The organism is Achromobacter sp. ISS7, from assembly GCF_056523125.1.
In genome coordinates, this window is record NZ_JAWRZD010000001.1 from 1,180,569 (window position 1) to 1,203,485 (window position 22,917).

At 65.4% G+C, this 22,917-nt stretch carries 20 protein-coding genes; 6 read left to right on the top strand and 14 right to left on the bottom strand.

Annotated elements, in window-relative coordinates; genetic code table 11:
* Positions 1-196 precede the first annotated feature (196 nt).
* From AC1HFW_RS05445 to AC1HFW_RS05510, 14 genes are all read right to left on the bottom strand, one after another.
* Positions 197-979, bottom strand: coding sequence for a cephalosporin hydroxylase family protein (locus AC1HFW_RS05445; RefSeq protein WP_061071547.1), 783 nt, complete (start codon positions 977-979; stop codon positions 197-199).
* Positions 980-986: 7 nt separating this feature from the next.
* Complete coding sequence (locus AC1HFW_RS05450; RefSeq protein ID WP_479282162.1) at positions 987-1,685, bottom strand: metallophosphoesterase family protein; 699 nt, start codon at positions 1,683-1,685, stop codon at positions 987-989.
* Positions 1,666-2,697, bottom strand: coding sequence for an ATP-grasp domain-containing protein (locus AC1HFW_RS05455; protein WP_479282164.1), 1,032 nt, complete (start codon positions 2,695-2,697; stop codon positions 1,666-1,668). Before AC1HFW_RS05455 ends, AC1HFW_RS05450 begins: the two co-directional genes overlap by 20 nt.
* Positions 2,694-3,416 carry a class I SAM-dependent methyltransferase gene (locus AC1HFW_RS05460; protein WP_479282166.1) on the bottom strand — a complete coding sequence of 241 codons (723 nt, stop codon included), beginning with the start codon at positions 3,414-3,416 and terminating at the stop codon, positions 2,694-2,696. Before AC1HFW_RS05460 ends, AC1HFW_RS05455 begins: the two co-directional genes overlap by 4 nt.
* Positions 3,417-3,418: 2 nt before the next feature.
* Positions 3,419-4,171: a WbqC family protein gene (locus AC1HFW_RS05465; RefSeq protein WP_479282167.1), complete on the bottom strand. Its 753-nt coding sequence runs from the start codon at positions 4,169-4,171 to the stop codon at positions 3,419-3,421.
* Positions 4,161-5,285 (bottom strand): DegT/DnrJ/EryC1/StrS family aminotransferase, encoded by a 1,125-nt coding sequence (locus AC1HFW_RS05470; protein ID WP_479282169.1) that lies wholly within the window; start codon positions 5,283-5,285, stop codon positions 4,161-4,163. The genes AC1HFW_RS05465 and AC1HFW_RS05470 overlap by 11 nt, the downstream gene beginning before the upstream one ends.
* Complete coding sequence (locus AC1HFW_RS05475) at positions 5,282-6,505, bottom strand: class I SAM-dependent methyltransferase (RefSeq protein ID WP_479282171.1); 1,224 nt, start codon at positions 6,503-6,505, stop codon at positions 5,282-5,284. Before AC1HFW_RS05475 ends, AC1HFW_RS05470 begins: the two co-directional genes overlap by 4 nt.
* On the bottom strand, positions 6,502-7,053 hold the full coding sequence (gene rfbC, locus AC1HFW_RS05480; protein ID WP_061071540.1) for a dTDP-4-dehydrorhamnose 3,5-epimerase: 552 nt from the start codon (positions 7,051-7,053) through the stop codon (positions 6,502-6,504). Before rfbC ends, AC1HFW_RS05475 begins: the two co-directional genes overlap by 4 nt.
* Complete coding sequence (gene rfbG, locus AC1HFW_RS05485; RefSeq protein ID WP_479282173.1) at positions 7,050-8,138, bottom strand: CDP-glucose 4,6-dehydratase; 1,089 nt, start codon at positions 8,136-8,138, stop codon at positions 7,050-7,052. Before rfbG ends, rfbC begins: the two co-directional genes overlap by 4 nt.
* Complete coding sequence (rfbF, locus tag AC1HFW_RS05490) at positions 8,129-8,902, bottom strand: glucose-1-phosphate cytidylyltransferase (RefSeq protein ID WP_479282175.1); 774 nt, start codon at positions 8,900-8,902, stop codon at positions 8,129-8,131. Before rfbF ends, rfbG begins: the two co-directional genes overlap by 10 nt.
* A complete protein-coding gene (locus tag AC1HFW_RS05495; protein ID WP_479282177.1) occupies positions 8,899-12,297 on the bottom strand; it encodes an O-linked N-acetylglucosamine transferase family protein in 3,399 nt (1,132 codons plus the stop codon). The genes rfbF and AC1HFW_RS05495 overlap by 4 nt, the downstream gene beginning before the upstream one ends.
* Before the next feature lie 253 nt (positions 12,298-12,550).
* Complete coding sequence (locus AC1HFW_RS05500) at positions 12,551-14,233, bottom strand: flagellin N-terminal helical domain-containing protein (RefSeq protein ID WP_479282179.1); 1,683 nt, start codon at positions 14,231-14,233, stop codon at positions 12,551-12,553.
* Positions 14,234-14,512: 279 nt separating this feature from the next.
* Positions 14,513-16,108 carry a methyltransferase regulatory domain-containing protein gene (locus AC1HFW_RS05505; RefSeq protein ID WP_479282180.1) on the bottom strand — a complete coding sequence of 532 codons (1,596 nt, stop codon included), beginning with the start codon at positions 16,106-16,108 and terminating at the stop codon, positions 14,513-14,515.
* 155 nt (positions 16,109-16,263) lie between these two features.
* On the bottom strand, positions 16,264-17,019 hold the full coding sequence (locus AC1HFW_RS05510; protein ID WP_035360284.1) for an RNA polymerase sigma factor FliA: 756 nt from the start codon (positions 17,017-17,019) through the stop codon (positions 16,264-16,266).
* Positions 17,020-17,449: 430 nt separating this feature from the next.
* Between AC1HFW_RS05510 and flhD the strand changes: the two genes are divergently transcribed.
* The 6 genes from flhD (at position 17,450) to cheA (ending at position 22,913) form a co-directional block, all read left to right on the top strand.
* Complete coding sequence (gene flhD, locus AC1HFW_RS05515) at positions 17,450-17,773, top strand: flagellar transcriptional regulator FlhD (protein WP_006219025.1); 324 nt, start codon at positions 17,450-17,452, stop codon at positions 17,771-17,773.
* A 31-nt stretch (positions 17,774-17,804) separates the two neighbouring features.
* Positions 17,805-18,386 carry a flagellar transcriptional regulator FlhC gene (gene flhC / locus AC1HFW_RS05520; RefSeq protein ID WP_006394423.1) on the top strand — a complete coding sequence of 194 codons (582 nt, stop codon included), beginning with the start codon at positions 17,805-17,807 and terminating at the stop codon, positions 18,384-18,386.
* Positions 18,387-18,503: 117 nt separating this feature from the next.
* Positions 18,504-19,373 (top strand): flagellar motor stator protein MotA, encoded by an 870-nt coding sequence (motA, locus tag AC1HFW_RS05525; protein ID WP_006387509.1) that lies wholly within the window; start codon positions 18,504-18,506, stop codon positions 19,371-19,373.
* A gap of 11 nt (positions 19,374-19,384) precedes the next feature.
* The gene (motB, locus tag AC1HFW_RS05530) at positions 19,385-20,374 is read left to right on the top strand and encodes a flagellar motor protein MotB (protein ID WP_006394424.1); all 990 of its coding nucleotides are present in this window, start codon (positions 19,385-19,387) and stop codon (positions 20,372-20,374) included.
* A 2-nt stretch (positions 20,375-20,376) separates the two neighbouring features.
* Positions 20,377-20,757: a response regulator gene (locus tag AC1HFW_RS05535; protein ID WP_006387511.1), complete on the top strand. Its 381-nt coding sequence runs from the start codon at positions 20,377-20,379 to the stop codon at positions 20,755-20,757.
* Positions 20,758-20,786: 29 nt separating this feature from the next.
* Positions 20,787-22,913 (top strand): chemotaxis protein CheA, encoded by a 2,127-nt coding sequence (gene cheA / locus AC1HFW_RS05540; RefSeq protein WP_479282182.1) that lies wholly within the window; start codon positions 20,787-20,789, stop codon positions 22,911-22,913.
* Positions 22,914-22,917: the final 4 nt, after the last annotated feature.

The following is a 22,917-nucleotide window of genomic DNA, read 5'->3' on the forward strand; positions in this document are numbered from 1 at the left end:
ATTAGGAAAAATATAGATACAAAACGGCTGTGTTGAATTATGAAGGACGGCCTCTTCGGGGCATAGCCCGAACAGCTGGGAAAAAACGGGTCTCGGCGTAGATTCGGCATGCCGGGGGACGCGTGCGAACCCACGCAGCGGGGCGCCAGCGTTGCACTGGCGCCCCGGCGTGTCGGGCGGGATGCCGAGGTGCCGGCTAGCGTACGCGCTTCAGGAAGCCGTCCTGGGCCACGGTGATCTGCAGCTTGTGCTGCAGCGCCAGGTCTTGCTCGAACTCGGGGTGCTGGGGCAACCAGGCACGGACCGCCGATTTCGGGCTGTTGCCCTGGCCCCATGGGCGATGGGCGCAGAGCTCGGCCGGCATGTCTTCGATCACCGTGTCGAAGACCACGCAGTAGCTGCCGACGGACGTCATCGGCGCATAGGCCTGCAGTTCGGCCAGCACATGGTCGTGGGTGTGATTGGAGTCCAGGCACACCAATACCCGTTTGGCGTCGCCGACCGCCTGGCGCACCTGGTCGACGATGTCGGGAGCGATGCTGGATCCCTGGATCAGCGTGATCAGGTGGCTCAGCGGATGGGCTTCGATTTCCTGGCGGTTGTGGGCGCGGATATCGATGTCGACGCCGACGACGCGGCGGTTCGACTTGCCGGGGAACAGTGGCGTGCCGTTGACCTGGGCGTCGCAGTAGTCGAGCAGCGCCAGCATGGACGCGCTGAGGATCAGCGAACCGCCGTGCGCGATGCCGGTCTCGACGATGACGTCCGGACGCGTCGCCCAGATCAGTTCCTGCATCGCGTGGATGTCCTGCGGATACTGGATGATCGGCCGGCCAAGCCACTGAAAGTTATAGGTATAGGCGCCGACGGTGCCTGCCTTGATCATCCATGCGAGGGTGTCGGCGGCCAGCGCCGGATCCTGGCCCAGCCGTTGGATGTTCGCCTGTACTTCGCTTTTGAACTGCTGGATTGCGTCCATGGTGTGTCTACTCAGAGGTATGGATGATGTTGACGCGATCGACCCTGCCGCCGATCTGGGCGCCTTTGTAGAGGTTTTCGTAGCAGAACGGCTCGAAGCCTGCGTCCTTCATCGCCTGCGCGGTGCGGTCGATGTCGTATTCCACGCGGCGCAGCTGTATCCGGTCGTCGTCGAGGATGGCATAGGCCGCCTTGTTGTTGCCGTCGCGTGGCTGGCCGACGGACCCCGGGTTGCAATAGCGCTGTGCGCCGAAATCGGCCAGCACCTGGACGTGGGTATGCCCCGAAAACAGCAGGCGCACGTCAGCCGGGATCTTGTCGCGGCTGATCGTGTACAGATACTGGTCGCGGGGATCCTCGGGACCGCCGTGCACGAACAGGATGCCGTCCTGGCGGATGAACGGGTGCGAGGCCTTGAGCCAGTCCACCTGCTCCTTGCTGAGCAGGGTCTTCTGGAAATTGATGATCTGGGTGACCACGCGCGAACGTGGACAGTTTTCATCCAGGGTGATGTAGCTGTCGTGGTTGCCCAGTACGTTGGGCGCGTCCAGTTCGCGCAGCAGGTCGATGCAGGCGCCCGGCTCGGCGTAGTAGCCAGCGACGTCGCCGAGCGAAAGATAGCGGGTGCAGCCCTGCGCCCGGGCATCCGCGACCACGGCCTGCAGCGCGGGCAGGTTGCCGTGGATGTCAGAGAGGATGGCCAGCATGGAGTACGAAGTCCTCGTAATAGCGCCAGCCCTTGCCGGGGCGGATGCGGGGCTCGGCGGGTTCCCGGCCCAGCAGATGCAATTCGATCGCCATCTCGGCCTCGTTGAAGCCGAACGCGGTGCGCAGGGAGTTGCTGCTCGAGAAGCGCGGATTGATCTCCAGCAGGAAGGCGGTCTCGTCCTCGACGCGGAATTGGAAATTGGTCGGCCCCAGGGGCTGGAAGTACTGGCACAGGCGGTCAGTCGCGGATTCGAGCACCGGGTGAGCGGAAACCACCTCCGCCACCAGCGTATTGCCGGCCGTGGACAGGCGCCGCCGGAAGATCAGGGGCCGCAGCCGCCTGCCGCCGCCCAGCCCGAAGACGCCCACGGTGTATTCCTCGTGGGCGCTGCCGACGATGCGTTGCAGCATCCAGTCCGAACCGGCCTTGCGCTGCCAATAGACGAAGTCGGCTTCGTCTTCCAGCAAATGGATGCCGCGCGAGCCATTGCCCTGCAGGGGCTTGAGCAACAAGGGCGGGGGACCGAGCCGCTCGATCGCTTCGGCCCAGGATGCCGGGCGCGCCGACGGAATCACCGGGTAGCCAAACTTGCCCAGCGCCAGGCCGAAATCCCACTTGTTGCCGGTCTGGGCGATGAGGTCCGGCGTGTTCAGGGCCAGGGCCACGCCCAGATCGGCGAAGAACGCCCTGTGCCGGTCGAAGAATCCCATGTCGACCTCCAGGCCCGGCAGGATCAACTGGATGCCGTGCGTCCGGACGATGCGTGCCCAGTAGTCCAGATAGGCCTGGCTGCTTTCCGGCGCGTCGGGCTTTTGCTCGAAGGCGTCGCAGCGATGCGGGCCGGGGGAATCGGCGTTGCGGTCGATGCCGACGATCCGCGCCGGATACCGGCATTGCCGCAAGCTCTTGACGATGCCCTGGCCAATGATGGCGCCCACGCCGGTGACGGCCACCACCACGCGCGCAGGCGTGGCGGGGGCGGCATCGCCCGGGGCTGTGCGCGACGTCATTGCGGATCCAGTTCCATGAGCAGGGCGACGCACAGATCGGGAAAGTCCACGCCCACCCGCAGCATCGCCTGCAGATTGGCGTCGAAATCATCGAGGGTCTTGAGCACGGCCAGCGGCAAGGGCTTCAGGTAGATGCCTTCCTCGTGGGTGATGCGATAGCCCGCCCGGCGCACCGCGTCGGTCAGCGTATCGCGGCAGTACTGCCGCACGTGTCCCAGCGCGATATCGTTGGCGTTCAAGCTGTAGATGTCGTCGATCAGCCCGAGCTCCAGGCCGAGGCGCCGGTTCATGGATTTGGCGTTCGGAACGGCCACGTACATCTTGCCGCCCGGCTTCAGGAAGCGCCTGTAGCGCTCGAGGATGAGGTCGGGATCTTCCACGTGCTCGAGAATGAAGCCCATGACGATGACGTCGAACGTTTCGTCCGGGGTGTAGTCCTCGAAATAGGCTTCGACGATCTCGCCGGCGAATCCCGGGGTGTTCTGGCGGAACTGCTCGATGACCACGCTGGCGCCGTCGATGATGACGTGGCGGTTGCAGGCCTGCGCGAAGATCCGCGAAGTGTAGCCGTGGCCCAGTCTCAGCTCCAGCAACGAGTCGGCATGCTTGAACCGCTCGATGATCCGGTGCGGATACCAGTTCAGCATCAGGTTGTTCTCGATTTCGGTGGCGCCATTGGGGCGGTATTCCGAAGAGACGGCGTTCAGGTCGGGTTTCATGTTCATGTTGCGGAGGCGGCCGTCGTGGAGAGGAATTCGCGCCAGGGCACCGTCTGGCCGCCGATATGCGCCAGGCCTTCGGCGCCACGGTTGGCGATCAGGTCGAGCGCGCTGACATAGGGGGTGAATGCGCCATGCAGCTGGGCGTAGGGCGGGGTGCCGTAACGCATGTACGACACGGCGATGCCGCGCGATTCGAAAGCCTGGTGGTCGAGGTAGTGACGCGCGCCGTGCCCCGTCAGGTAGTGGTCGGCCCGCACGCTCGCGCAGATGTCCACCAGCCGTTGCGTGCTGGCGCCGTCGATGCCCAGCCGTGACGAGGTCGTGAACGGTTTGTCCGCGCCGAGAGACGGGTAGTAGCGCACCAGGGCGTCCATCGACGCCTGGGCCAGATCGGCAAGCGTTTCATGGCGCGTGGCCAGCACCTGCCCGACCAGCGCCAGCATGTCGGCTCGGCACGGCGCGCCCTCGTAGGCCTGCTTCAATTGATCCAGGTGGCTGCGCATCCAGTCGACGCTGTAGTCGATGCGGACCTGGTTGATCAGCTGGCCGCGCTTCATGCCCGCCAGCGGCACCGTCAGCCAGCGGATACCGGCCTGGGTCTTGATCTGCACGCGGTTGAAAAAGCCCCGTGCGAATTGCACGTCGTCGTAATAGACGAAATGATCGGCGAGCCGGATCTGCTCGAGCATGCCCACCCAGGGAAAATACATCGGCTGGGACACGACCACGCAGCGGCCCGGACTATCGGTCATGGGGGGCTTCCTCGATCAGGCGGCGCAGGGCGCCCGTCACGCGCGCCAGGTCGGCGTCGGTCATGTCGTGATAGCTCGGCAGGTTGATGGCGCGCTGCGGGATATCGTAGGCGTGGACATTCTGCGGGCAGGCCTCGAACATCGGCAGGCTGGACAGCGGATGGAAGAAGACCCGCGCATCGATGCCTTGCGGATTGAGCGCGGCCTGCAGCCGTTCGCGGGAAATGCCGAGCGCGCGATCGAATACCGCCGTCGGCATCCAATAGCCATTGCGCACGCCGTCGGGTTCCGGATTGAGCGCCACGCCGGCAACGCCTTGCAGGGCCTTCCGGTAGGCCTCGAACACGCGGCGCTTGCCGGCGATCAGGTCGTCGATGCGCTCGAGCTGCGCGCAGCCGATGGCGGCCTGGATGTTCGACATCTTGTACTTGAAGCCCAGCAGGTCGGGCCAGAACTGTTTGGTCTGCCTGGCGTGGCGGCCATGATTGGACAGGGTGGCGGCGGTCTCGTGCAGGGCGGCATCGCTGGTGACCAGCATGCCGCCTTCGCCGGTCGTCAGGGTCTTGGTGCCATGGAACGAGAACGTGCCGAACGCGCCCATGCTGCCCGCGCGCTTGCCGTGATAGGACGAGCCGATTGCCTCCGCCGCGTCTTCGATGATCGCGATGCCGTGGCGCTTGCCGATCGCCAGCAGGCGGTCCATGTCGCACAGGTTGCCGTAGAGGTGTACCGCCAGGATGGCCTTGGTGCGCGGGGTGATCGCCGCCTCGGCCAGGTCGGGGTCGATGCACCATGAGTCGGGCAGGATATCGACAAAGACGGGTTTGGCGCCCAGGTGGACGATAGGCGCGGCGCTGGCGATCCAGTTGGTGTCGGCCATGATGACCTCGTCGCCCGGGCCAATCCCCAGCGCCGCCATGCCGATGTGCAGCGCGCCGGTGCAGCTGGAGGTGGCGATGGCGTGGGCCGAGCCGATGTGCTGCCGGAAGCCCTGCTCGAAGCGTCCCAGATATTCGTAACAGCGTTCGCCCCAGCCGTTGCGGGCGGCGTCCGTGGCGAACTCGACCTCCAGGTCGGTGATGGACGGCTTGGTGTAGTGGATCCGGGCGCTCATCGTATTTCCAGGGTGGGGACGGCCGTGACGAACTTTCCGCCCCAGTCGCGGACGTGCTGGTTCTGCTGCATGACTTCGTCGATGATGTTCCAGGGGAAGACCACCACGTAATCCGGTCGCGCCTCTGCCAGTTTCGCCGGGGCATGGATCGGGATCCGGCTGCCAGGCAGGTACTTGCCTTGCTTGTAGGCCGCGGCATCGCAAACCAGTGGCAGCAGGTCGGGCTTGACGCCGGCGTAGTTCAGCAACGTGTTGCCCTTGGCCGCGGCGCCGTAGGCCGCGACGGTCTTGCCCGCGCGTCGCTGCTGGATGAGGAAGTCGACGAAACCGTTCTTGATCTCGTCCACCCGCGCCTGGAAGTCCTGGTAGACCTGGGGCGACTGCAGGCCGGCGTCATGCTCCGCCCGCAGCATGCTCGCGACGGCGGGGCTGTCGACCCGGTCGTCGTCGGCGTGACAGCCGTAGACGCGTAGGCTGCCGCCATGGGTCGAGAGCGCTTCGACGTCGGTCACGCGCAGCCCGCAGTGGCTGAAGATGCGGCTGACCGCGTAGAGCGACAGGTACGAGAAGTGTTCGTGGTAGATGGTGTCGAACTGGGTGTGGGCCAGCAGGCGCAGCAGGTGCGGAAACTCGAGCGTGATCGTGCCGCCGGTGTTCAGCAATGCCTTCATGCCGCGCGTGAAATCATTGATGTCCGGGACGTGCGCGTAGACATTGTTGCCAATGATCAGGTCGGCCCGCTTGCCCTGGGCATGTAACTGGCGGCCCAGTGACTCGCCGAAGAATTCCCGCAGCACCGGAATGCCGAGCGCCTCGGCGGCGTCGGCCGTGCTGCCGGTGGGTTCGATTCCCAGGCACGGAATCCGCGCCTCCACGAAATTCCTGAGCAGGTAGCCATCGTTGGAAGCCAATTCCACCACCAGGCTTTGCCCGTCAAGGCCAAATCGTTCGGTCGCCATCTGGCAGTAGCGCCGCGCATGCGCCAGCCAGCTCGCCGAGGTTGACGAGAAATAGGCGTAGTCCTGCGTGAACAGCGCGTCGGCCTCGGTGTAATCCTCGGTCTGCGCCAGCCAGCAGGCATCGCAGACGCGCACTTTCAGGGGGTAGTACGTCTCGGGGCGCGCCAGGCATTCTTCGGAAAGATAGGCATTCGAAGGCGGCGCGGCCCCCAGGTCGACCAGCGTCAGCCGCAGAGGCGTGGCGCAATGACGGCATTTCATACTTGGATTCCTGCGAAATCGGCGGGCAGCAGGGCGTGCGCCTGGTCCCGCGGGGAGAGGTCGGTGGCCGCGAGCGGCCAGCGGATGGCCAGCCTGGGGTCATCGTGGCGCACCCCGGCCTCGGCCGACGGCGTGTAGAACGCGGTATGGAGATAAAGCAATTCGCTTCCGGCTTCGAGCACCTGGAAGCCGTGGGCGCAGCCTTCGGGGATCACCAGCATGCGGGCGGATTCCGCGTCCAGTTCCTGCGCATGCCATTGCAGGAAGGTGGGCGAATCGGCGCGCAAGTCCGCCACGACATCCCAGACCCGGCCGCGGATGCAACGCACCAGCTTCATCTCGGCATGGGGCGGATGCTGGAAGTGCATGCCGCGGATGGCGCCGATGCGCAGGGTGCGCGACTGGTTGATCTGCACGATGTGACGCGGGCCGATGACCTCGGCCAGCGCCTCGGCGCAGAACAGCCGTGCGAATGCGCCGCGCGCATCCTGATGGGCGCGCGTCTCGACGACGACCACGCCGGCGATGGGCGTCTCGATCACGTTCACGCCTGCACCCACCCACGGTTGGCGGCGGCGGCCCGTTCGACATACTGGCGCAGTTGGTCGTTGGCGAGAGACCGGCCGGTCTGGTGGTGATGGCGATACCAGTCCGCGGTCATCGCCACGGCATCGCGCAGCGCCAGCGTCGGCTGCCAGCCCAGGACATTGTGGGCCTTGCTGCAATCGAGCAGCAACAGTCCCGCTTCGTGCAGCGGCTTTTCGGGAGGACGGGCGAGCCATTGCAGGTCTGGCCAGTGGCCGCTCAACATGCCCAGCAATTCGGCCACGGTGCGGTTGTCCTGCTGCGCGGGACCGAAGTTCCAGCCATCAGCGAACTTCGCCTCGCCCGCCAGCAGCCGCTGGCCGAGCATCAGATAGGCCGACAGGCAATCCAGCACGTGTTGCCACGGCCGGGTGGAGGAGGGGGAGCGGATTTCCAGGGCCTGCCCGCCTTGCACGGCCTTGACCAGATCGGGCACCAGGCGGTCCTGGGCCCAATCGCCACCGCCGATGACGTTGCCCGCCCGCGCCGAGGCCAGCAGCGGGGCCGATGCCTTGTCCCAGAACGACTTGCGATAGCTTTCGACCAGGATCTCGCAGGCGGCCTTGGAGGCGCTGTAGGGATCGTGCCCGCCCAGCGTGTCGTTCTCGCGGTAGCCCCAGTGCCATTCACGGTTGGCGTAGACCTTGTCGGTGGTGACGATCACCACCGCGCGCACGCCCGGCGTGCGCCGGCACGCTTCCAGCACGTTGGCGGTCCCCATCACGTTGGTGGACCAGCTGTCCAGGGGCGCGCCGTAGGATTGCCGCACCAGGGTCTGGGCGGCGAGGTGAAAGACGATCTCCGGACGCGCTTGCGACATCGCGTCGGCCACCGTGTCGGATTGGCGGATATCGCCTCTCAGATCGGTTGCGCAGTCGCTCAGCTGGGCCCAATGGCTGGGTTCGTCGAGCTGCGGCAGGGACAGGCCGGTCACCCGCGCGCCCAACTGCGCCAGCCAGGCGGCCAGCCAGCTGCCCTTGAAGCCGGTGTGCCCGGTCAGCAGCACCCGCGTGCCTTCATAGGCGCCGCCGAACTGTCTTACGCCCATTTCTTCCACGGCGGATTTCCCTGGGCCCACAGGGCTTCCAGCTGGTTCTTGTCGCGCAGCGTGTCCATCGGCTGCCAGAAGCCCAGGTGTTCGAAGGCCTGCAACTCGCCGTTGCGGCTCAGGGTTTCCAGCGGAACGCCTTCCCAAGGCATGTCATCGCTTTCGATCAGCGACAGCACGCTGGGTGAGAGCACGAAGAAGCCGCCGTTGATCAAGCCCCCGTCGCCGCGCGGTTTTTCGGTGAAACCCGTCACCATGTCGCCCTCGCGCCGCAGCGCGCCGTAGCGTCCGGGGGGCTGCACCGCGGTCACCGTGGCCGCCTTGCCGTGGCGTTGGTGGAATGCGATCAGGGCGCTGATATCGACGTCCGACACGCCATCGCCATAGGTGAAGCAGAAGGCCTCTTCTTCCTTGACGTAGTCCGCCACGCGCTTGAGACGGCCGCCCGTCATGGTGGTCTCGCCGGTGTCCACCAGGGTCACGCGCCAGGGTTCGGCCTTGCGCTGGTGCACTTCCATGCGGTTGTCGGCCATGTCGAAGGTCACGTCCGACATGTGCAGGAAGTAGTTGGCGAAGTACTCCTTGATCATGTAGCCCTTGTAGCCGCAGCAGATCACGAAGTCGTTGACGCCATGGACCGAATAGGTCTTCATGATGTGCCAGAGGATCGGCCTGCCGCCGATCTCGATCATCGGCTTGGGGCGGGCCTGGGTCTCTTCCGAGATGCGCGTGCCGAGACCGCCGGCGAGGATGATGGCCTTCATGCCTGTTCCTCGCACCATTGGGTGAACATTTTCTTGAGTCCCATTTCGAATTCCTGGATGAAGCCGGTTTCGTCCATCAGGACGCTGTCGTGCATGGCCTGGCGCAGATTCCTGCGGATATTGGCGAGCGCCGGCAGGTCGCTGGCCAGCGCGACCGCCTTGTCGACGTATTCTTCCTCGGTGCCGCAGATCAGTTCGGGATGGCCGACGGACTTCAGGATCGAGCTGCCCAGCCGGCCGACACTGGGTCGATCGGCCAGCGTCAGATAGGGCACGCCGAGGTAGATGAATTCCACCAGCGTGGTGCCGGAGTTGTGCGGGAAGCAGTCCAGGCCGATATCGATCTGGCGCATGACGTCCCAAGGCGGGCTGTGGTAGCCGATGATCAGCCGGTCGCGGCTGACGCCATGGGCCGCGAACCGCGCCGCCAGCGCCTCGCTCATGGGCGCGTCGCGATAGCTGCCGCTGTCCACGATCAGTCGCGCATTCGGCAGCCGCCGCAGGATGGCGGCCCAGGTGCGAACGGTGCGGTGATTGATGCGGATGGCGCGCGACAGGGAGCCGAAGGTGATGGCATTGCCGGACAGCGCGGGCAGGTCGCTGACTTCGCCCATGGAGGTGCCGGGACGATAGGCGCAACTGGTCTTCAGGCGCCAGATCTTCTCGGAGAACAGGGCTTCGCAGCCGGACGGCGCCATGGCGTCGTCCATGATGATGTAATCGATGGCGGACAGGCCGGTTGTGTAGCCGTAGCCCATCCACGTCACGGAAACCGGCGCCGGCTTGCGCGCGAAGACGCCCAGGCGGTTACCCTGCGTGTGGCCCGCCAGGTCGATGAGGATGTCGATGCCATCGGCCCGGATTTTCTCGGCCAGATCGGCGTCGCTCAGCTTGGCGGTCGGCACCCAGTGGTCGAAGTAGGTCTTGAAGCGGGCGGTGACTTCGTCTTCCTGCACGAGTTCGGCATAGGCCGTCAGCTCGAACGCCTGCCTGTCATGGCCGGCGAACACCAGCTCCACGAAGTTGTTGCCGGAATGCTGCTTGAAGTCGGGCGAGACATAGCCGATCCTGAGCTTGCGGTTCGCGTTCCTCGGATTGGCGTGCGGGCGCCATTTCGCCCGCAACGGCTGGAAGAGCTGCTGGTCGCATTCCTGGTAGGCCTGGTAGACCTCCGCGGCGGTGCGTTCCTCGGAATAGTTCAGCGCGAACAGCAGATTGCTGCGCGGTACGGCCTCGTTCGGGAACATGGCGACGACCTCGCGCGCCGTCTGCTCGGCCAGAGAGACTTCGCCGGCGTCGATGTAGGTCTTGCAGAGATTGACGCGCGCCTTGCGCTGCTTGGGATCCAGTGCGATGGCGGTCAGGTTGCTGGCCTGGGCTTCCTTGTAGCGTCGTTCGGCCGCCAACGCATCCGCCAGCGCGGAATGCGCCTGGGCATTGCGGGGCCCCAGTTCCACGGCGCGCCGGCCGGCGCTGATCGCCTCGGAAGTGCGGCTCAGCTGCGTCAATATGGCTGCCAGCACGATATGGCTCTGGCTGTCGGCGGGCGCCAGGTCCAGCATGGTCAGGCCGGCCTGCAATGCCTCGCGACCGCGGAAGGTGCTGAACAGGGCAATCGCGAGGGCTTCCCAGGCGTCCCAGAAGCGCGGAGCGACCTTGGTCAACTGGCGCGCCACGGGCTCGGCCTCGAGGTAGACCTGCTGCACCATCAGTTCGTGCATGCGCTTGACCTGGGGGGCGAGGGACGCGCCGGGATTGGGCTGGTGGCCGCTTGCCGACAGCAGCCGCGCGTTCAGCGTCAACGTCGCCTTGGCGCTGATGTACAGGCCGAGGAGGGGCACCTGGCCGTCCACTGAATCGAGCGAGCGGCGCAGCATGTCCGCCCAGGCCTGGGTATTGCCCAGCGCCAGCGCGTAGCGCTTGAGCAACGACAGGGTCTCGCCGATTTCGGACGGATCGGCCGGCGTGCCGTCAGGGCCCGGGGTCGTAGGCAGACGCCCGGCCGCCATGTGGGCCAGAATCGCCGCCTGGCTGGGAGATGGCGCGTAATTGACGGTCTCGTGCCACAGGTTGAAGCGGGGTAATGCGCTGTCGCCGGGGGAGGGTTGCGGCCCGGCCAGGAAGGCCGGCAATTGCAGCCGCGCATCGGTTTCGGCTTCGTAGGGGCCCCGGTCAAGGCAATAGTGCGCCAGGTCGTTTTCCAGCAATGTCTGCAACGTCCGGTCCAACGCTTTCCGCGCGACCGCTTCGTCAGTCTGGTTCTTGTGCAGCAGAACCGCCAGCAACGTGCTGTAAGGCATCGACGCGGGCCAGGCGTGGGCCAGCGTGTCCACGACGGTCACCACGTCGGCCTCGTGCGTGATCAATGCCCGGCCCAGGTGATTCACATAGGTGGCGCCCTGTTCCTGTCCCTGGGCGGCCAGGCGGATCAGGCCGGTCGCGAAGCGCAGATCGCGCAGGCGCGACAAGTCCGGCGCGGCCTGTCCCTCGGCGGCCCTTTCCTGGGCGAACCAGAGGCATTGGCGGAAAGCGCGACCGGTGGCGAAGTCCAGGTACTGCTGGCGGACCGTCGCGGGCTGTCCCATCGCCATCAGGCTGATATTGAGCGACACGCCCTGGCCGAAGGAGAGGGGCAGCTCGCTGAGCGGCTGCGCATCGCCGAGATAGGCCAGGCCGGCCTGGGCGGCCACGCCCGCCAGTTCGACGAAATAGCTCGGGTTGCAGGCCAGCGGATCGGCGGTCGCCTGGTCTGCCAGGGCGCGTTCAAACTGGGCTGCCGCGGCGGCCAGGGTGGCGCCATTGGGGTTGGCCGCGGCCATGCCGTCCCTGAACAGGGCGAGCGCCGCCGCGGCGCTCTGGCGCAGTTCGGCGTCGTTGCGCGCGGCGTGGCCGTGCAGCATGATGGCGTCCCGCACCACCTCGAGCGACTTGGCTCCCGGGTACACGTGGCAGTCCAGGTACAGGATGCCCAGCGGCGACAGCAATTGGGTGCAAGCCTGCAACAGTGCCTGCTGGGCCGGCGCGGCCAGGTAGCTGTAGAGACCGGTGACGATGACGTAGTCGAACCGGCCCAGCTGCGTTCCGACATCGGCGGCCTGGCCAACGTACAGGGCCAGGTTGGCCGCGCCCAGGCTCCGGGCGGCCTCGGTGCCTTGCGCGATCAGCGCCTCGGATGTGTCGATGCCAACCGCCTGGGCCTGGGGGTAGGCCAGGGCGAAGGGCAGCAGGCCGGAGCCGTCACCGCAACCGATGGCCAGCACCCGGGCCTGTTCCAGCGGAACGCTTTCGACCCCGTACAGGTGGGCAGCGGCACGCAGGCGGGCGGGGGAATGACTGGGGGCCAGGCGTCCGGGATCGGCGGCGGCTTGTCGGTGGGTGTAGGCCGGATAAGACATGGAGCGAGAAAAGGCGGGACGAGGTCCGGGAAATCTATTGCGGTAATTCTATGAATGCGGGCGGTGCCTCATTCGGCGAATCAGCGTGCGAATTCCCCGCCAGTTTGGGTGAAACCCGGCGTCGTGGATGGAAATGAAAAAACCCGCCGGTTGGCGGGTTTCGGGGGCGCCGGCCGCGGCGCGAAGGGCCTTGGCCGGCCGGCCGACCGGGGAAACCGGGGTTTCCCCAATCGTCCGTGCTGCTTGCCGCGAATTAACGCAGCAGCGACAGCACGGTTTGCGGCACTTGGTTGGCTTGCGCCAGAACCGAGGTGCCAGCCTGTTGCAGGATCTGAGCCTTCGACATGTTCGACACTTCCGTGGCGTAGTCGGCGTCTTGAATGCGCGAACGAGCCGAGGACAGGTTGTTGACCACGTTGTTCAGGTTGGCGATCGTCGATTCCAGACGGTTCTGCACAGCGCCCAGTTCACCGGTCAGCTTGTCCAGCTTGGTGAAGGCGGCGTCCAGCGTCTTCAGCGGATCGGAGGTCAGCGTACCCTTGCTGGTGGCGTCCGTGGTCAGCTTGCCCGAGCTGTTGACCTTGGCTTCGGCGCCAACCTTCGGCGCGTAGTCGCCCGTGCCCGTGCCGCTCTTGACCGTGACCTTGCCGTTGTTGGGGTCAACCGTGTAGACCGTGTTGTAGGTCTTGGTGGTCGTGAACTCAGCCTTGTCGTCGACGTAGGTGTTGGTCGACGCGCCGTTCACGAGCGAGACGGTGGCGCTGGTGATGCCCGAACCCAGGGTGACGGAAGCGTTGGCGGCAGCCTTGACGTCGGCCAGCAGAGCGTCCGAAGCCTTGGTGTTGGTGAACGACAGTTGGTTAGCCGTACCGGTGTTGGCGTACGTCTTGCCACCGATCGAGACCGACGACGTGCCGGCGGCGCCGGTGCCAGTGGAGGCGGCGGCCATCACGTTGTCCAGCGTGGCGGCGGAAGCGCCGGCGCTGTTGGTCGTCAGGTTGCCAGCGGCGTCCAGGAAGGCGGCTTGGCCACCGACCGTGATCTTGCCGGTCGCGTCAACGTCGAACGAGGTCGACGAGCTGCCGTTGGCGTGGGTGTAGACGCCGGTGGTCGTGCCGGTTGCCGGGCGCAGCGAGACGGCCAGGGCGGTGACGGAGGCGGCGTCGCTGGCCGACTTGTCGGTGAACGTGAAGTTCTTGTTGGTGGCGTCGTACGTGTAGGTCGTGGCGCCGGCACCGGTGCCCACGGTGACGCTGTTGCCGTTCTGCAGCTTGCCGAACACTTGGTCAGCGGTCGCGGCGGCGTGCGTCGTGGTGACTTGCCATTCGTTGGCGGCGACGGTCGTGCCACCAGCGGCTTGCAGGTCGGACACGGTGGCCGAACGGTTCTGGGTCACGCCCGAGCCGTTGACGTTGAAGCCGTCCAGACCCAGCGTCTTGACGCTGATTTCCGACAGGTTCAGGGTGATGGTTTCGCCGTCGTTGGCGCCGACTTGCAGCGTCAGGGGCTTGGCGTTGGCCGACAGGACCTTCACGCCGTTGAAGTCGGTTTGTTGCGAGATGCGGTCGATGTCGGACAGACGCTGGTTGATTTCGTCTTGCATCGAGTTCAGCTGCTCTTGCGAGTAGCTGCCGTTGCCGGCTTGCACCGACAGTTCGCGAACGCGCTGCAGGTGGGTGTTGATTTCGGAGGCGGCGCCTTCCGTCGTCTGGGCCAGCGAGATACCGTCGTTGGCGTTACGAGCGGCTTGGGTCAGGCCCTTGACGTTCGCGGTGAAGCGGTTGGCAATGGCCATACCGGCGGCGTCATCCTTGGCGCTGTTGATGCGCAGGCCGGACGACAGACGCTCGATGGCGGTACCCAGGGCGGATTGCGACTTGTTCAGGTTGTTCTGAGCAACCAGCGACAAGTAGTTGGTGTTAATGACTGCAGCCATGTTTAGGCTCCCAAGAGAGAAAGGCTTCTTCAAACCGGGCAGCGGGGCCGCCCATCGTTGTAACGGGAAGAATTCGATTTCTTGCGTCTTCGAATTTCTCCGTTGCAAGGATTACGGCAGTCGCAAATCAATCTTTAGGGCTTTTTTTTGGTATTCGCAAAATGTTGTTGGATACCACTTACAGACTGGTCTGACGCTCTAGCCGGGCGGCTGGACGGGGTGGCCAGCACTATATACAGACATATCCGACGGCCGGAGGGCGGCCGCCGGACGGGCCTGTCAGTGCAGCAGCAGGCCGGTGCGGCGCAAGGCAGCCAGCAGGCTGTTGACGATTTCCTGGGCCACCGGATCCAGGTTGCGGGCGCCCTTGTAGGACTTGCCGTCCGGGTGCGTGTGGCGTCCCGCGGTCAGCGCGTCGCGCGCCAGGGTGCGCAGTTCGGCGGTGCTGTGCTCGCCGTCGATGTGGCGCATCAGGTATTGGTGCAGGGCGTCGGTGGGCGCCGTGACCGGATGGTGCCAGAGGCTGTGCATGCCGACCTGGCAACCTGGTTTTGTTACTTCTTGTAGTAACTCCAGGGCGCCCGGGATCAGGCGCGGCTTGGCCTGCGCGGGTTGGTAGGCCACCGGTTCCAGGCGGTAGTGCAGGGCGCCGGCCTGCACCAGCGTCACCAGGTGGCCGATCATCGCGTTGGCCAGGGCGTCGGCCGACGCGTCGGCCGCCTGTCCGCGCTGGCTTTCCAGCAGCGCGGCGAACGGCAGCGATTGCGGCCAGGCCTGCGCCAGCGTCTCCATCAGCGCGATCATGGCCGGATCCGGGGTGGTGATGGCGGTGCCGGCCGCCGTGCGGAACTGCCGCTGTCCGGCCGGCGCGCCCGCCAGCGGCGTCAGGTCGGCGGCGAAATGCATGGCGGCGAAGGCGCCGCCCTCGGGCTGCTCGAGGATCTCGCCGGCGCGTTCGGCGTGCACCAGCAGGCTCTTGCGGAACGAGCGGCCGACGGCGAAGTCCAGGTATTGCTCGCGCATTTCCCGGCCGGCGTTGACCGACAGCCCGTTCAGGCCCACCGCCACCGTGGCGCCGAAAGTGGACGGGAATGTCAGTTGCGGTTCGGCGTCCGTCACGTACGCCAGCCCGGCCTGTTGCGCCGCCGCGGCGAATTCCAGGAAATAGCAGGGCGTGTTGATCGCCTCCAGGTATTCATGCAGCAGATAGTGGTCGGTCTGGCCGCGCAATTTGCTGGCGGCCTGCTGCAGCGCCGAGCGCAGCGGGTTGTTCTGCCACAGGCCGCCCTCGATCAGTTCCAGCATGTCCTTGGCGCGGGCCACCTTTTCCTGCGGCGTTTCGGCGCCGAAGCTGTTCAGGATCATGGCGTCGCGGATGACGTCCGACGCCTTCCAGCCCGGATAGGTGTTGTAGCTGACGTAGGCCACGCCCTGCGGCGCGAGGTTCTCGCGGCAGATGCGGAAGATGGCGTCGCGCACTTCCGGGGGCACCCAGCTGAACACGCCGTGGCAGATGATGTAGTCGAAGACGCCGAAATCGGCGGTGATGTCCGTCAGGCTCATGGCCCGCAGGTCCAGATTGCGCGCGCCGGCCGCTTCCGCGGTCTGGCGGCCCGCGTCGATCTGCTGCGGCGACAGGTCGATGCCGACGACCTGGGCCTCGGGATAGGCCAGCGCGAACGGCAGCAGGTTGCCGCCGGCGGCGCAGCCCAGTTCCAGCACCCGCGCCTGTTCCAGCGCCGGCGCCTCGAGTTGGTAGAGGCGGGCGACCGCGCGCAGGTTGCCCGGCGACGTATAGGAGAACGGCAGCGAGATATACGGGGTTTCGTCGTAGGCGTCGGAAATGGCCTGCGTCAGGACGTCGGGTGCGCTCATGGCGAAATTCCAGGGATCGCGGTGCGCGGCCGGCGGCGGATCGCCGTGCGCACCTTATTGGTGTCAGCCTGCAAGGCTAACAAGGGCGCGCGCGGCGTAATGGGATGAATAACGTCCGATTTCCCTGGAATTCCGGCCGCAGTGCGCCGTCAGTCCTAGATTATCTGCGCGATCTGCCCCTCCTGGGGCAGGTGTTGCCAGGCCTGTTCGCGCAGCTTGGCGCGGATGCGCGCCGTCGCCTGCGAGCGCAGTTGGCAGACGCGGGCCTCGGTCACGTTCATGATCGCGCCGATTTCCTTCAGGTTCAGGCCCTGCTCGTAGCACAGCGACAACAGCAGTTTCTCGCGGTCGGGCAGGGTGTCGATGGCCAGGATCAGCGCCTGGCGGAAATCGCCGGCCAGCAGCGAGTCCAGCGGGTTGCCGCCGGCGGTGCCGTGATTCAGCGTGGCGGTCCAGTCGGTCTGGCCCGACGCCGCGTCGGGCTCGGTGGCGAAGTCTTCGTAGTGGACGATCTGCACGCCCTGGGCGTCGTGCAACAGCGTCTGATATTCAGCCAGCGGCATCTCCATCTGCTGCGCGATCTCGGCCTCGGAGGGCGCGCGCATCAGGCGTTGTTCGAGTTGCTGGATGGCCTGTTCGATCTTGCGGGCCTTGGCGCGCACGCTGCGCGGCAGCCAGTCCTGGCCCCGCAGCTCGTCGAGCATGGCGCCGCGGATGCGGGTCGTGGCGTAGGTCTCGAACTGGGCGTCGGCGGTTTCCTGGTAGCGGCGCACGGCGTCCAGGAGGCCGATCATGCCGGCTTGGATCAGGTCGTCGAGTTCGACGCTGGCCGGCAGCCGGGCGAGCAATTGCAGGGCCAGCTTCCGCACTAGCGGGGCATATTCGACCAAGCTGTCATCTGCGTGGGGCATTGCGGGAATGTCAGGCGGTGTCCATCGTGACGCATTGTCGGTTGTTGTCAATTTGCGACATTGTCGACAAACGCGCGGCTACGCTAAAGCTAGCAATATTTTGTGATCGGCAAGGTGTCATTGTCGGCAAAAGTCGGTATTTCATTCCTTAAAGCACGCAACGTTTTGAATGCTTATTTGCCAAATTGACGTACATTTGCCAGGACTTTCTATGTCAAGGTGTATCTAAAGTCTCAAGTTGCGCGATATCAACAAAGATTTGTCATATAAGTCATAGAAAATGACATGACCTGTGGTAAATTTTACTTAAATTGCGAACAAATGATACATTTCGCATTAAAACAGGATGCAGCGGATACTGTGCAACAAACGTTGCCATTGTCCTTGGTTATCAAGCCCCTTCGGTGGGATAGGGAATAGGGAGTCGGGCGTGCAACAAGTCGAAAATTCTTTGCTGGCAGATATCCGTGAAGTGAATCTGTCCTACCTTCTTCTCGCACAGCGCATGCTGCGCGATGACTATGCTGCATCGATGTTCCGCCTGGGTTTCAGCAACGAGGTTGCCGACATCCTGATGCGTCTTTCTCCGGCTCAGCTGGTGAAGCTGGCCAGCTCCAGTTCGCTCCTGTGCCGTTTCCGTTTCGACGACTACAGCCTGCTGTCCGCCCTGACCCACGATGTGCTGGGCGGCGCGCTGCAGCAAGCGCACGCGACGATCCTGCTGGCCAAGCAACCTGTTGAAGAACTGGCCTGACGGCCTGTCGATTTCCACTCGGACACGTGTAATGGCCACCAAGAGCGTTTCGCAGGAAGCGGATGACATCCTGCTAGCCAGCTCCATGATCACTCTGGGCGCGCGGCTGCAGGTGTTGGAGGCTGAAACCAGCCTCAGCCACGACCGCCTGGCACGTCTTTACCGCGAAATCCGCGGCTGCTCGCCACCGAAGGGCATGCTGCCGTTTTCGGTCGACTGGTTCATGACCTGGTTGCCGAATATCCATTCCTCGCTGTTCTACAACGTCTATTCGTTCCTGAATACGCGCACCAGCAGCAAGGGCATCCGCGCCATCATCGACGCGTACCGCCTCTATCTCGAGAACGCCGGCGTGGACAACGCCGAATCCGCCGAGCCCGTGCTGAGCTTCACCCGGGCCTGGATGCTGGTGCGGTTCTTCGACAGCGGCATGCTGCAGCTTTCCGCCTGCCGCCAGTGCGGCGGGCATTTCATCGCGCATGCGCATGATCCGCAGTCGGATTTCGTGTGCGCGATCTGCCGTCCGCCACCCCGGGCCGGCAAGACCCGCGCCGCCGCCAAGGCGCGCGCGGGCAGCCGTCCCGCGCCAGCCGTAGACGCCGCCCGCTCCTGAGCGGCGCGTCCAAATACATCAAAAGCCCTGGAAAACTCCCCGTAACCCGCCTTTTTGGGTCGGGGGGAACAGGGGATCATTGACGCCGGTTTTAGACTTCGTTGGCAGGGGCCTGATGTGTTGATTGTTATCGGTTTTCTAGTGGTGATCGTGTCGGTCATCGGCAGCTTCGTAGCGCTGGGCGGCCACATGGGCGCGCTTTACCAGCCGTTCGAATTGACGTTGATCTTCGGCGCGGCCTTCGGCGCGTTCCTGGCCGGCAACAGCAAGAAGTCGCTGATGCTGGTCAAGAAGGCACTGCCCGACACGCTGAAAAGCTCGCGCTACGGCAAGGACGTCTACATGGAGCTCATGGCGCTCCTGTACGTGCTGCTGAACAAGGCGCGCCGCGAAGGCCTGATGGCCATCGAATCGCACATCGAGGATCCGGCCTCCAGCCCGATCTTCAGCGAGTATCCGCGCATCGCCAAAGACGAGAAGCTCATGGAGTTCATCACGGACTACCTGCGCATCATGATCAGCGGCAACATGAGCTCGTTCGAGATCGAAACGCTCATGGACGAGGAAATCGAGACCTACCGCCACGAGCGCGAAGTGCCCGCGAGCATGATCCGGCAGATGGCCGACGGCCTGCCGGCGTTCGGTATCGTGGCCGCGGTGCTGGGCGTGATCAAGGCGCTGGCCGCCGTCGACCAGCCGCCCGCCATTCTCGGCGACCTGATCTCCAAGGCCATGGTCGGCACCTTCCTGGGCATTCTGCTGGCCTACGGCTTCGTCGGCCCGCTGGCCTCGCGCATCGAGCGCCGCACGGACGAGGCCATGAAGGTGCTGGAATGTATCAAGACCACGCTGCTGGCCAGCATGAACGGCTACCCGCCGCAGCTGGCGGTGGAATTCGGCCGCAAGGTGCTGTATTCGTCGGTGCGTCCGACTTTCGGTGAGCTGGAAGAGCACGTCCGGCAGACCAAGTCCACCGCCAAGGCCTGACGGAGCGGGCCATGAGCACGGTAAACAACCACCGTGTGGTGATCCGCCGCAAGAAGGTCCACGGCGGCGGACACCACGGCGGCAGCTGGAAGATCGCCTACGCCGACTTCATCACGGCGATGATGGCGTTCTTCCTGGTGATGTGGCTGATCAGCATCGTGCCGCGCGAGGAACTCAAGGGCATCGCCGAATACTTCCGCATGCCCCTGCGCGTGGCGCTGACCGGCGGTCCCAGCAGTTCGGCCGAGACCAGCGCGGTCCCCGGCGGCGGCCGCGACCCCCTGCGCAGCGACGGCGACGAGCGCCGCGCCCAGGGCAACCGGGTCGAGGCCCAGCCCATGGGCGACGCCGAGCGGCGCGACCAGCATCGCCTGGAAAACCTCAAGAAGCGGCTGGAAAACGTCATCGAGAACAGCCCGGTGCTCAAGAGCTTCCGGCCCCAATTGCTGATCGACCTGACCACCGAAGGCCTGCGGATCCAGATCATCGACAACCAGAACCGCCCCATGTTCGCCACCGGCCGCGCCGAAGTGCAGCCGTACATGCGCGACATCCTGCGTGAATTGGGGCCGGTGCTGAACGAGCTGCCCAACAAGGTCAGCATCTCGGGCCACACCGACGCGTCGCAGTACGCCCGCGGCGAGCGTGCCTACAGCAACTGGGAACTCTCGGCCGATCGTGCCAACGCCTCGCGCCAGGAACTGGTGGCCGGCGGCATGAACGAAAGCAAGGTCATGCGCATCCAGGGCCTGTCCTCGAGCATGAGCCTCGTTAAAGATGATCCATATGCGGCCGTTAATAGACGTATCAGCCTAGTGGTGCTCAACCAGAGCACCCAGCGGCGCATCGAAAACGAGAACGCCGCGGCAGCGGACGTCAGCGCCAAGGATGCCCGCGAGGTTGGATCGGCCGTGGAGGCGGTGAACACCGCCACCCAGGCCACGACGGCAACCAAGCAAGGCGACGCGGCGGCAACGCCGCCCGCCGAAGGGGCTCGATAGCAATGGCGGCAACGATTCTGGTGGCGGACGATTCGGCGACGATGAGAATGATCGTCCAGGCGACGCTGACGGGCGCGGGATGGAAGGTATTGACGGCCGGAAACGGCCAGGAAGCGCTGGAGGTGGCCAAAAGCCATCCGGTGGACCTGGTGGTGAGCGACTGGAACATGCCCGTGATGGGCGGCCTGCAATTGATCCAGGGCCTGCGCGAACAGGAACAGTACCTGGACGTGCCGGTGCTGGTGCTGACCACCGAAGACGACGTGGATAGCAAGATGGCGGCTCGGGATCTGGGCGTGTGCGGCTGGCTGTCCAAGCCGGTCGATCCCGATGTGCTGGTGGAATTGGCGTCCGAATTGCTCGACGAGCAATCCGGCGCGTAGGCAAGTTCATTTATGAAGGCGTACGGGTCATGAGTTCTGGTTTGGACCTCAGTCAGTTTTACGAGACCTTTTTCGACGAGGCGGACGAACTGCTCGCGCAAATGGAGCAGTTGCTGCTCGAGCTCGACGTCGGCGCGCCCGACATCGAGCAGCTCAATGCCATTTTCCGCGCGGCCCACTCGATCAAGGGCGGCGCGGCGACGTTCGGCTGTTTCAACCAGCTGGCGGGCACCACCCACCTGCTTGAAAACCTTCTGGACGCGATCCGTCGCGGCGAAATGGCGCTGCGTACGGACATGATTGATATTTTCTTGGAAACGAAAGACGTGCTCAAAAGCCAACTGGATGCCTACCGGGCCTCCGAAGAGCCCGATGAAGCCGTGTTTGAGCGCATCTGCGCGGTGTTGAGGCAGCTCGCCCTGGAGCACCAGGATCCCGCGGCCGCCGCGGCGCCGGCCCCGGCCGCTGCGCCCGCACCGGCACCCGCGCCGGTCGCCCCGCCGCCGGTGCAGGCCGCGCCCGAGCCCGCGCCCGTGGTCGAAGCGGCGCCCGCCGCCGATGCCGCCGGCCTGCCGCTGCGCGTGCGCATCACCAAGGTGTCGGACAAGGACGCCGAGTCGCTGCTCGAAGAAATGGGCAACCTCGGCCAGGTCAAGGCCAGCGAGCGCGCCAACGGCGTGCTGACCGTCTGGGTCGACAGCACCTGCACCCCGGACGACATCGAGGCCGTCTGCTGCTTCATCGTCGACGCCGACCAGCTGAACATCGCCCGTGAGGCGCCGCCGGCCGCCGCGGCGGAAGCCGCGCCCGCGCCCGTCGTGGCCGCGGCCCCCGCCGCAGCCCCCGAAGCCGCGCCGGCGCCCGCCGCCGCGCCCGCGGTGGCCGAGTCCGCCGCCGCCGCCGAAGCCATCTCGCAGGCCGCGCGCACCAGCCGCGCCGCCGCGCCGGCCCACGTCGACAAGGAATCCACCTCGATCCGCGTCGGCGTGGAAAAGGTCGACCAGGTCATCAACCTGGTGGGCGAACTGGTCATCACCCAGGCCATGCTGGCGCAGACCGCGTCGACGCTGGATCCGGTGCTGCACGACCGCCTGCTCAACGGCATGGAGCAGCTCGAGCGCAACGCGCGCGACCTGCAGGAAGCCGTCATGTCGATCCGCATGATGCCGATGGACTACGTCTTCAGCCGCTTCCCGCGCCTGGTGCGCGACATCGCCGGCAAGATGGGCAAGCAGATCGAACTGCAGACCTACGGCCGCGCCACCGAACTCGACAAGAGCCTGATCGAACGCATCATCGACCCGCTGACGCACCTGGTGCGCAACAGCCTGGACCACGGCATCGAGACGCCCGAGAAGCGCGTCGCCGCCGGCAAGGATCCGGTCGGCCAGCTGGTGCTGTCGGCCCAGCACAACGGCGGCAACATCGTGATCGAGGTGAGCGACGACGGCGCTGGCCTGAACCGCGAGAAGATCCTCAAGAAGGCCATGGCCCAGGGCCTGCCGGTCAACGAGAACTCGCCGGACGACGAAATCTGGCAGCTGATCTTCGCGCCGGGCTTCTCCACGGCCGAGAAGGTCACCGACATTTCCGGCCGCGGCGTCGGCATGGACGTGGTGCGCCGGAACATCCAGGACATGGGCGGCCACGTGCAACTGTCGTGCGAGCCGGGCAACGGCACCACCACGCGCATCGTGCTGCCGCTGACGCTGGCGATCCTGGACGGCATGTCGGTGCGGGTGGGCGAGGAAACCTTCATCCTGCCGCTGAACCACGTGACCGAATCGCTGCAGCCGACCAACGACCAGATCTACTCCGTGGCCGGCAACGAGCGCGTCATGCACGTGCGTGGCGAATACCTGCCGCTGGTCGAAATGCACCGCGTGTTCTCGGTTGGCGAGGCCCAGACCGACCCGACCCAGGCCATCGCCGTCATCATGCAGGCCGAAGACCGCCGCTTCGCGTTGCTGGTGGATCACCTGATCGGCCAGCACCAGGTGGTGGTGAAGAACCTCGAGTCGAATTACCGCAAGGTCCCCGGCATCTCCGCCGCCACCATCCTGGGCGATGGCAGCGTGGCGCTGATCGTCGACGTATTTGCGCTTGCGCGCGCCAACCGTGAGCGTTGGTCGCAGCCCGAAGCCATTCTGAATTGATGGA

Coding starts and splice junctions, on each gene's coding strand:
- AC1HFW_RS05445 (WP_061071547.1), bottom strand. CDS start 979: ATGGACGCAATCCAGCAGTTCAAAAGCGAAGTACAGGCGAACATCCAA.
- AC1HFW_RS05450 (WP_479282162.1), bottom strand. CDS start 1,685: ATGCTGGCCATCCTCTCTGACATCCACGGCAACCTGCCCGCGCTGCAG.
- AC1HFW_RS05455 (WP_479282164.1), bottom strand. CDS start 2,697: ATGACGTCGCGCACAGCCCCGGGCGATGCCGCCCCCGCCACGCCTGCG.
- AC1HFW_RS05460 (WP_479282166.1), bottom strand. CDS start 3,416: ATGAAACCCGACCTGAACGCCGTCTCTTCGGAATACCGCCCCAATGGC.
- AC1HFW_RS05465 (WP_479282167.1), bottom strand. CDS start 4,171: ATGACCGATAGTCCGGGCCGCTGCGTGGTCGTGTCCCAGCCGATGTAT.
- AC1HFW_RS05470 (WP_479282169.1), bottom strand. CDS start 5,285: ATGAGCGCCCGGATCCACTACACCAAGCCGTCCATCACCGACCTGGAG.
- AC1HFW_RS05475 (WP_479282171.1), bottom strand. CDS start 6,505: ATGAAATGCCGTCATTGCGCCACGCCTCTGCGGCTGACGCTGGTCGAC.
- rfbG (WP_479282173.1), bottom strand. CDS start 8,138: ATGGGCGTAAGACAGTTCGGCGGCGCCTATGAAGGCACGCGGGTGCTG.
- rfbF (WP_479282175.1), bottom strand. CDS start 8,902: ATGAAGGCCATCATCCTCGCCGGCGGTCTCGGCACGCGCATCTCGGAA.
- AC1HFW_RS05495 (WP_479282177.1), bottom strand. CDS start 12,297: ATGTCTTATCCGGCCTACACCCACCGACAAGCCGCCGCCGATCCCGGA.
- AC1HFW_RS05500 (WP_479282179.1), bottom strand. CDS start 14,233: ATGGCTGCAGTCATTAACACCAACTACTTGTCGCTGGTTGCTCAGAAC.
- AC1HFW_RS05505 (WP_479282180.1), bottom strand. CDS start 16,108: ATGAGCGCACCCGACGTCCTGACGCAGGCCATTTCCGACGCCTACGAC.
- AC1HFW_RS05510 (WP_035360284.1), bottom strand. CDS start 17,019: ATGCCCCACGCAGATGACAGCTTGGTCGAATATGCCCCGCTAGTGCGG.
- flhC (WP_006394423.1), top strand. CDS start 17,805: ATGGCCACCAAGAGCGTTTCGCAGGAAGCGGATGACATCCTGCTAGCC.
- motB (WP_006394424.1), top strand. CDS start 19,385: ATGAGCACGGTAAACAACCACCGTGTGGTGATCCGCCGCAAGAAGGTC.
- AC1HFW_RS05535 (WP_006387511.1), top strand. CDS start 20,377: ATGGCGGCAACGATTCTGGTGGCGGACGATTCGGCGACGATGAGAATG.
- cheA (WP_479282182.1), top strand. CDS start 20,787: ATGAGTTCTGGTTTGGACCTCAGTCAGTTTTACGAGACCTTTTTCGAC.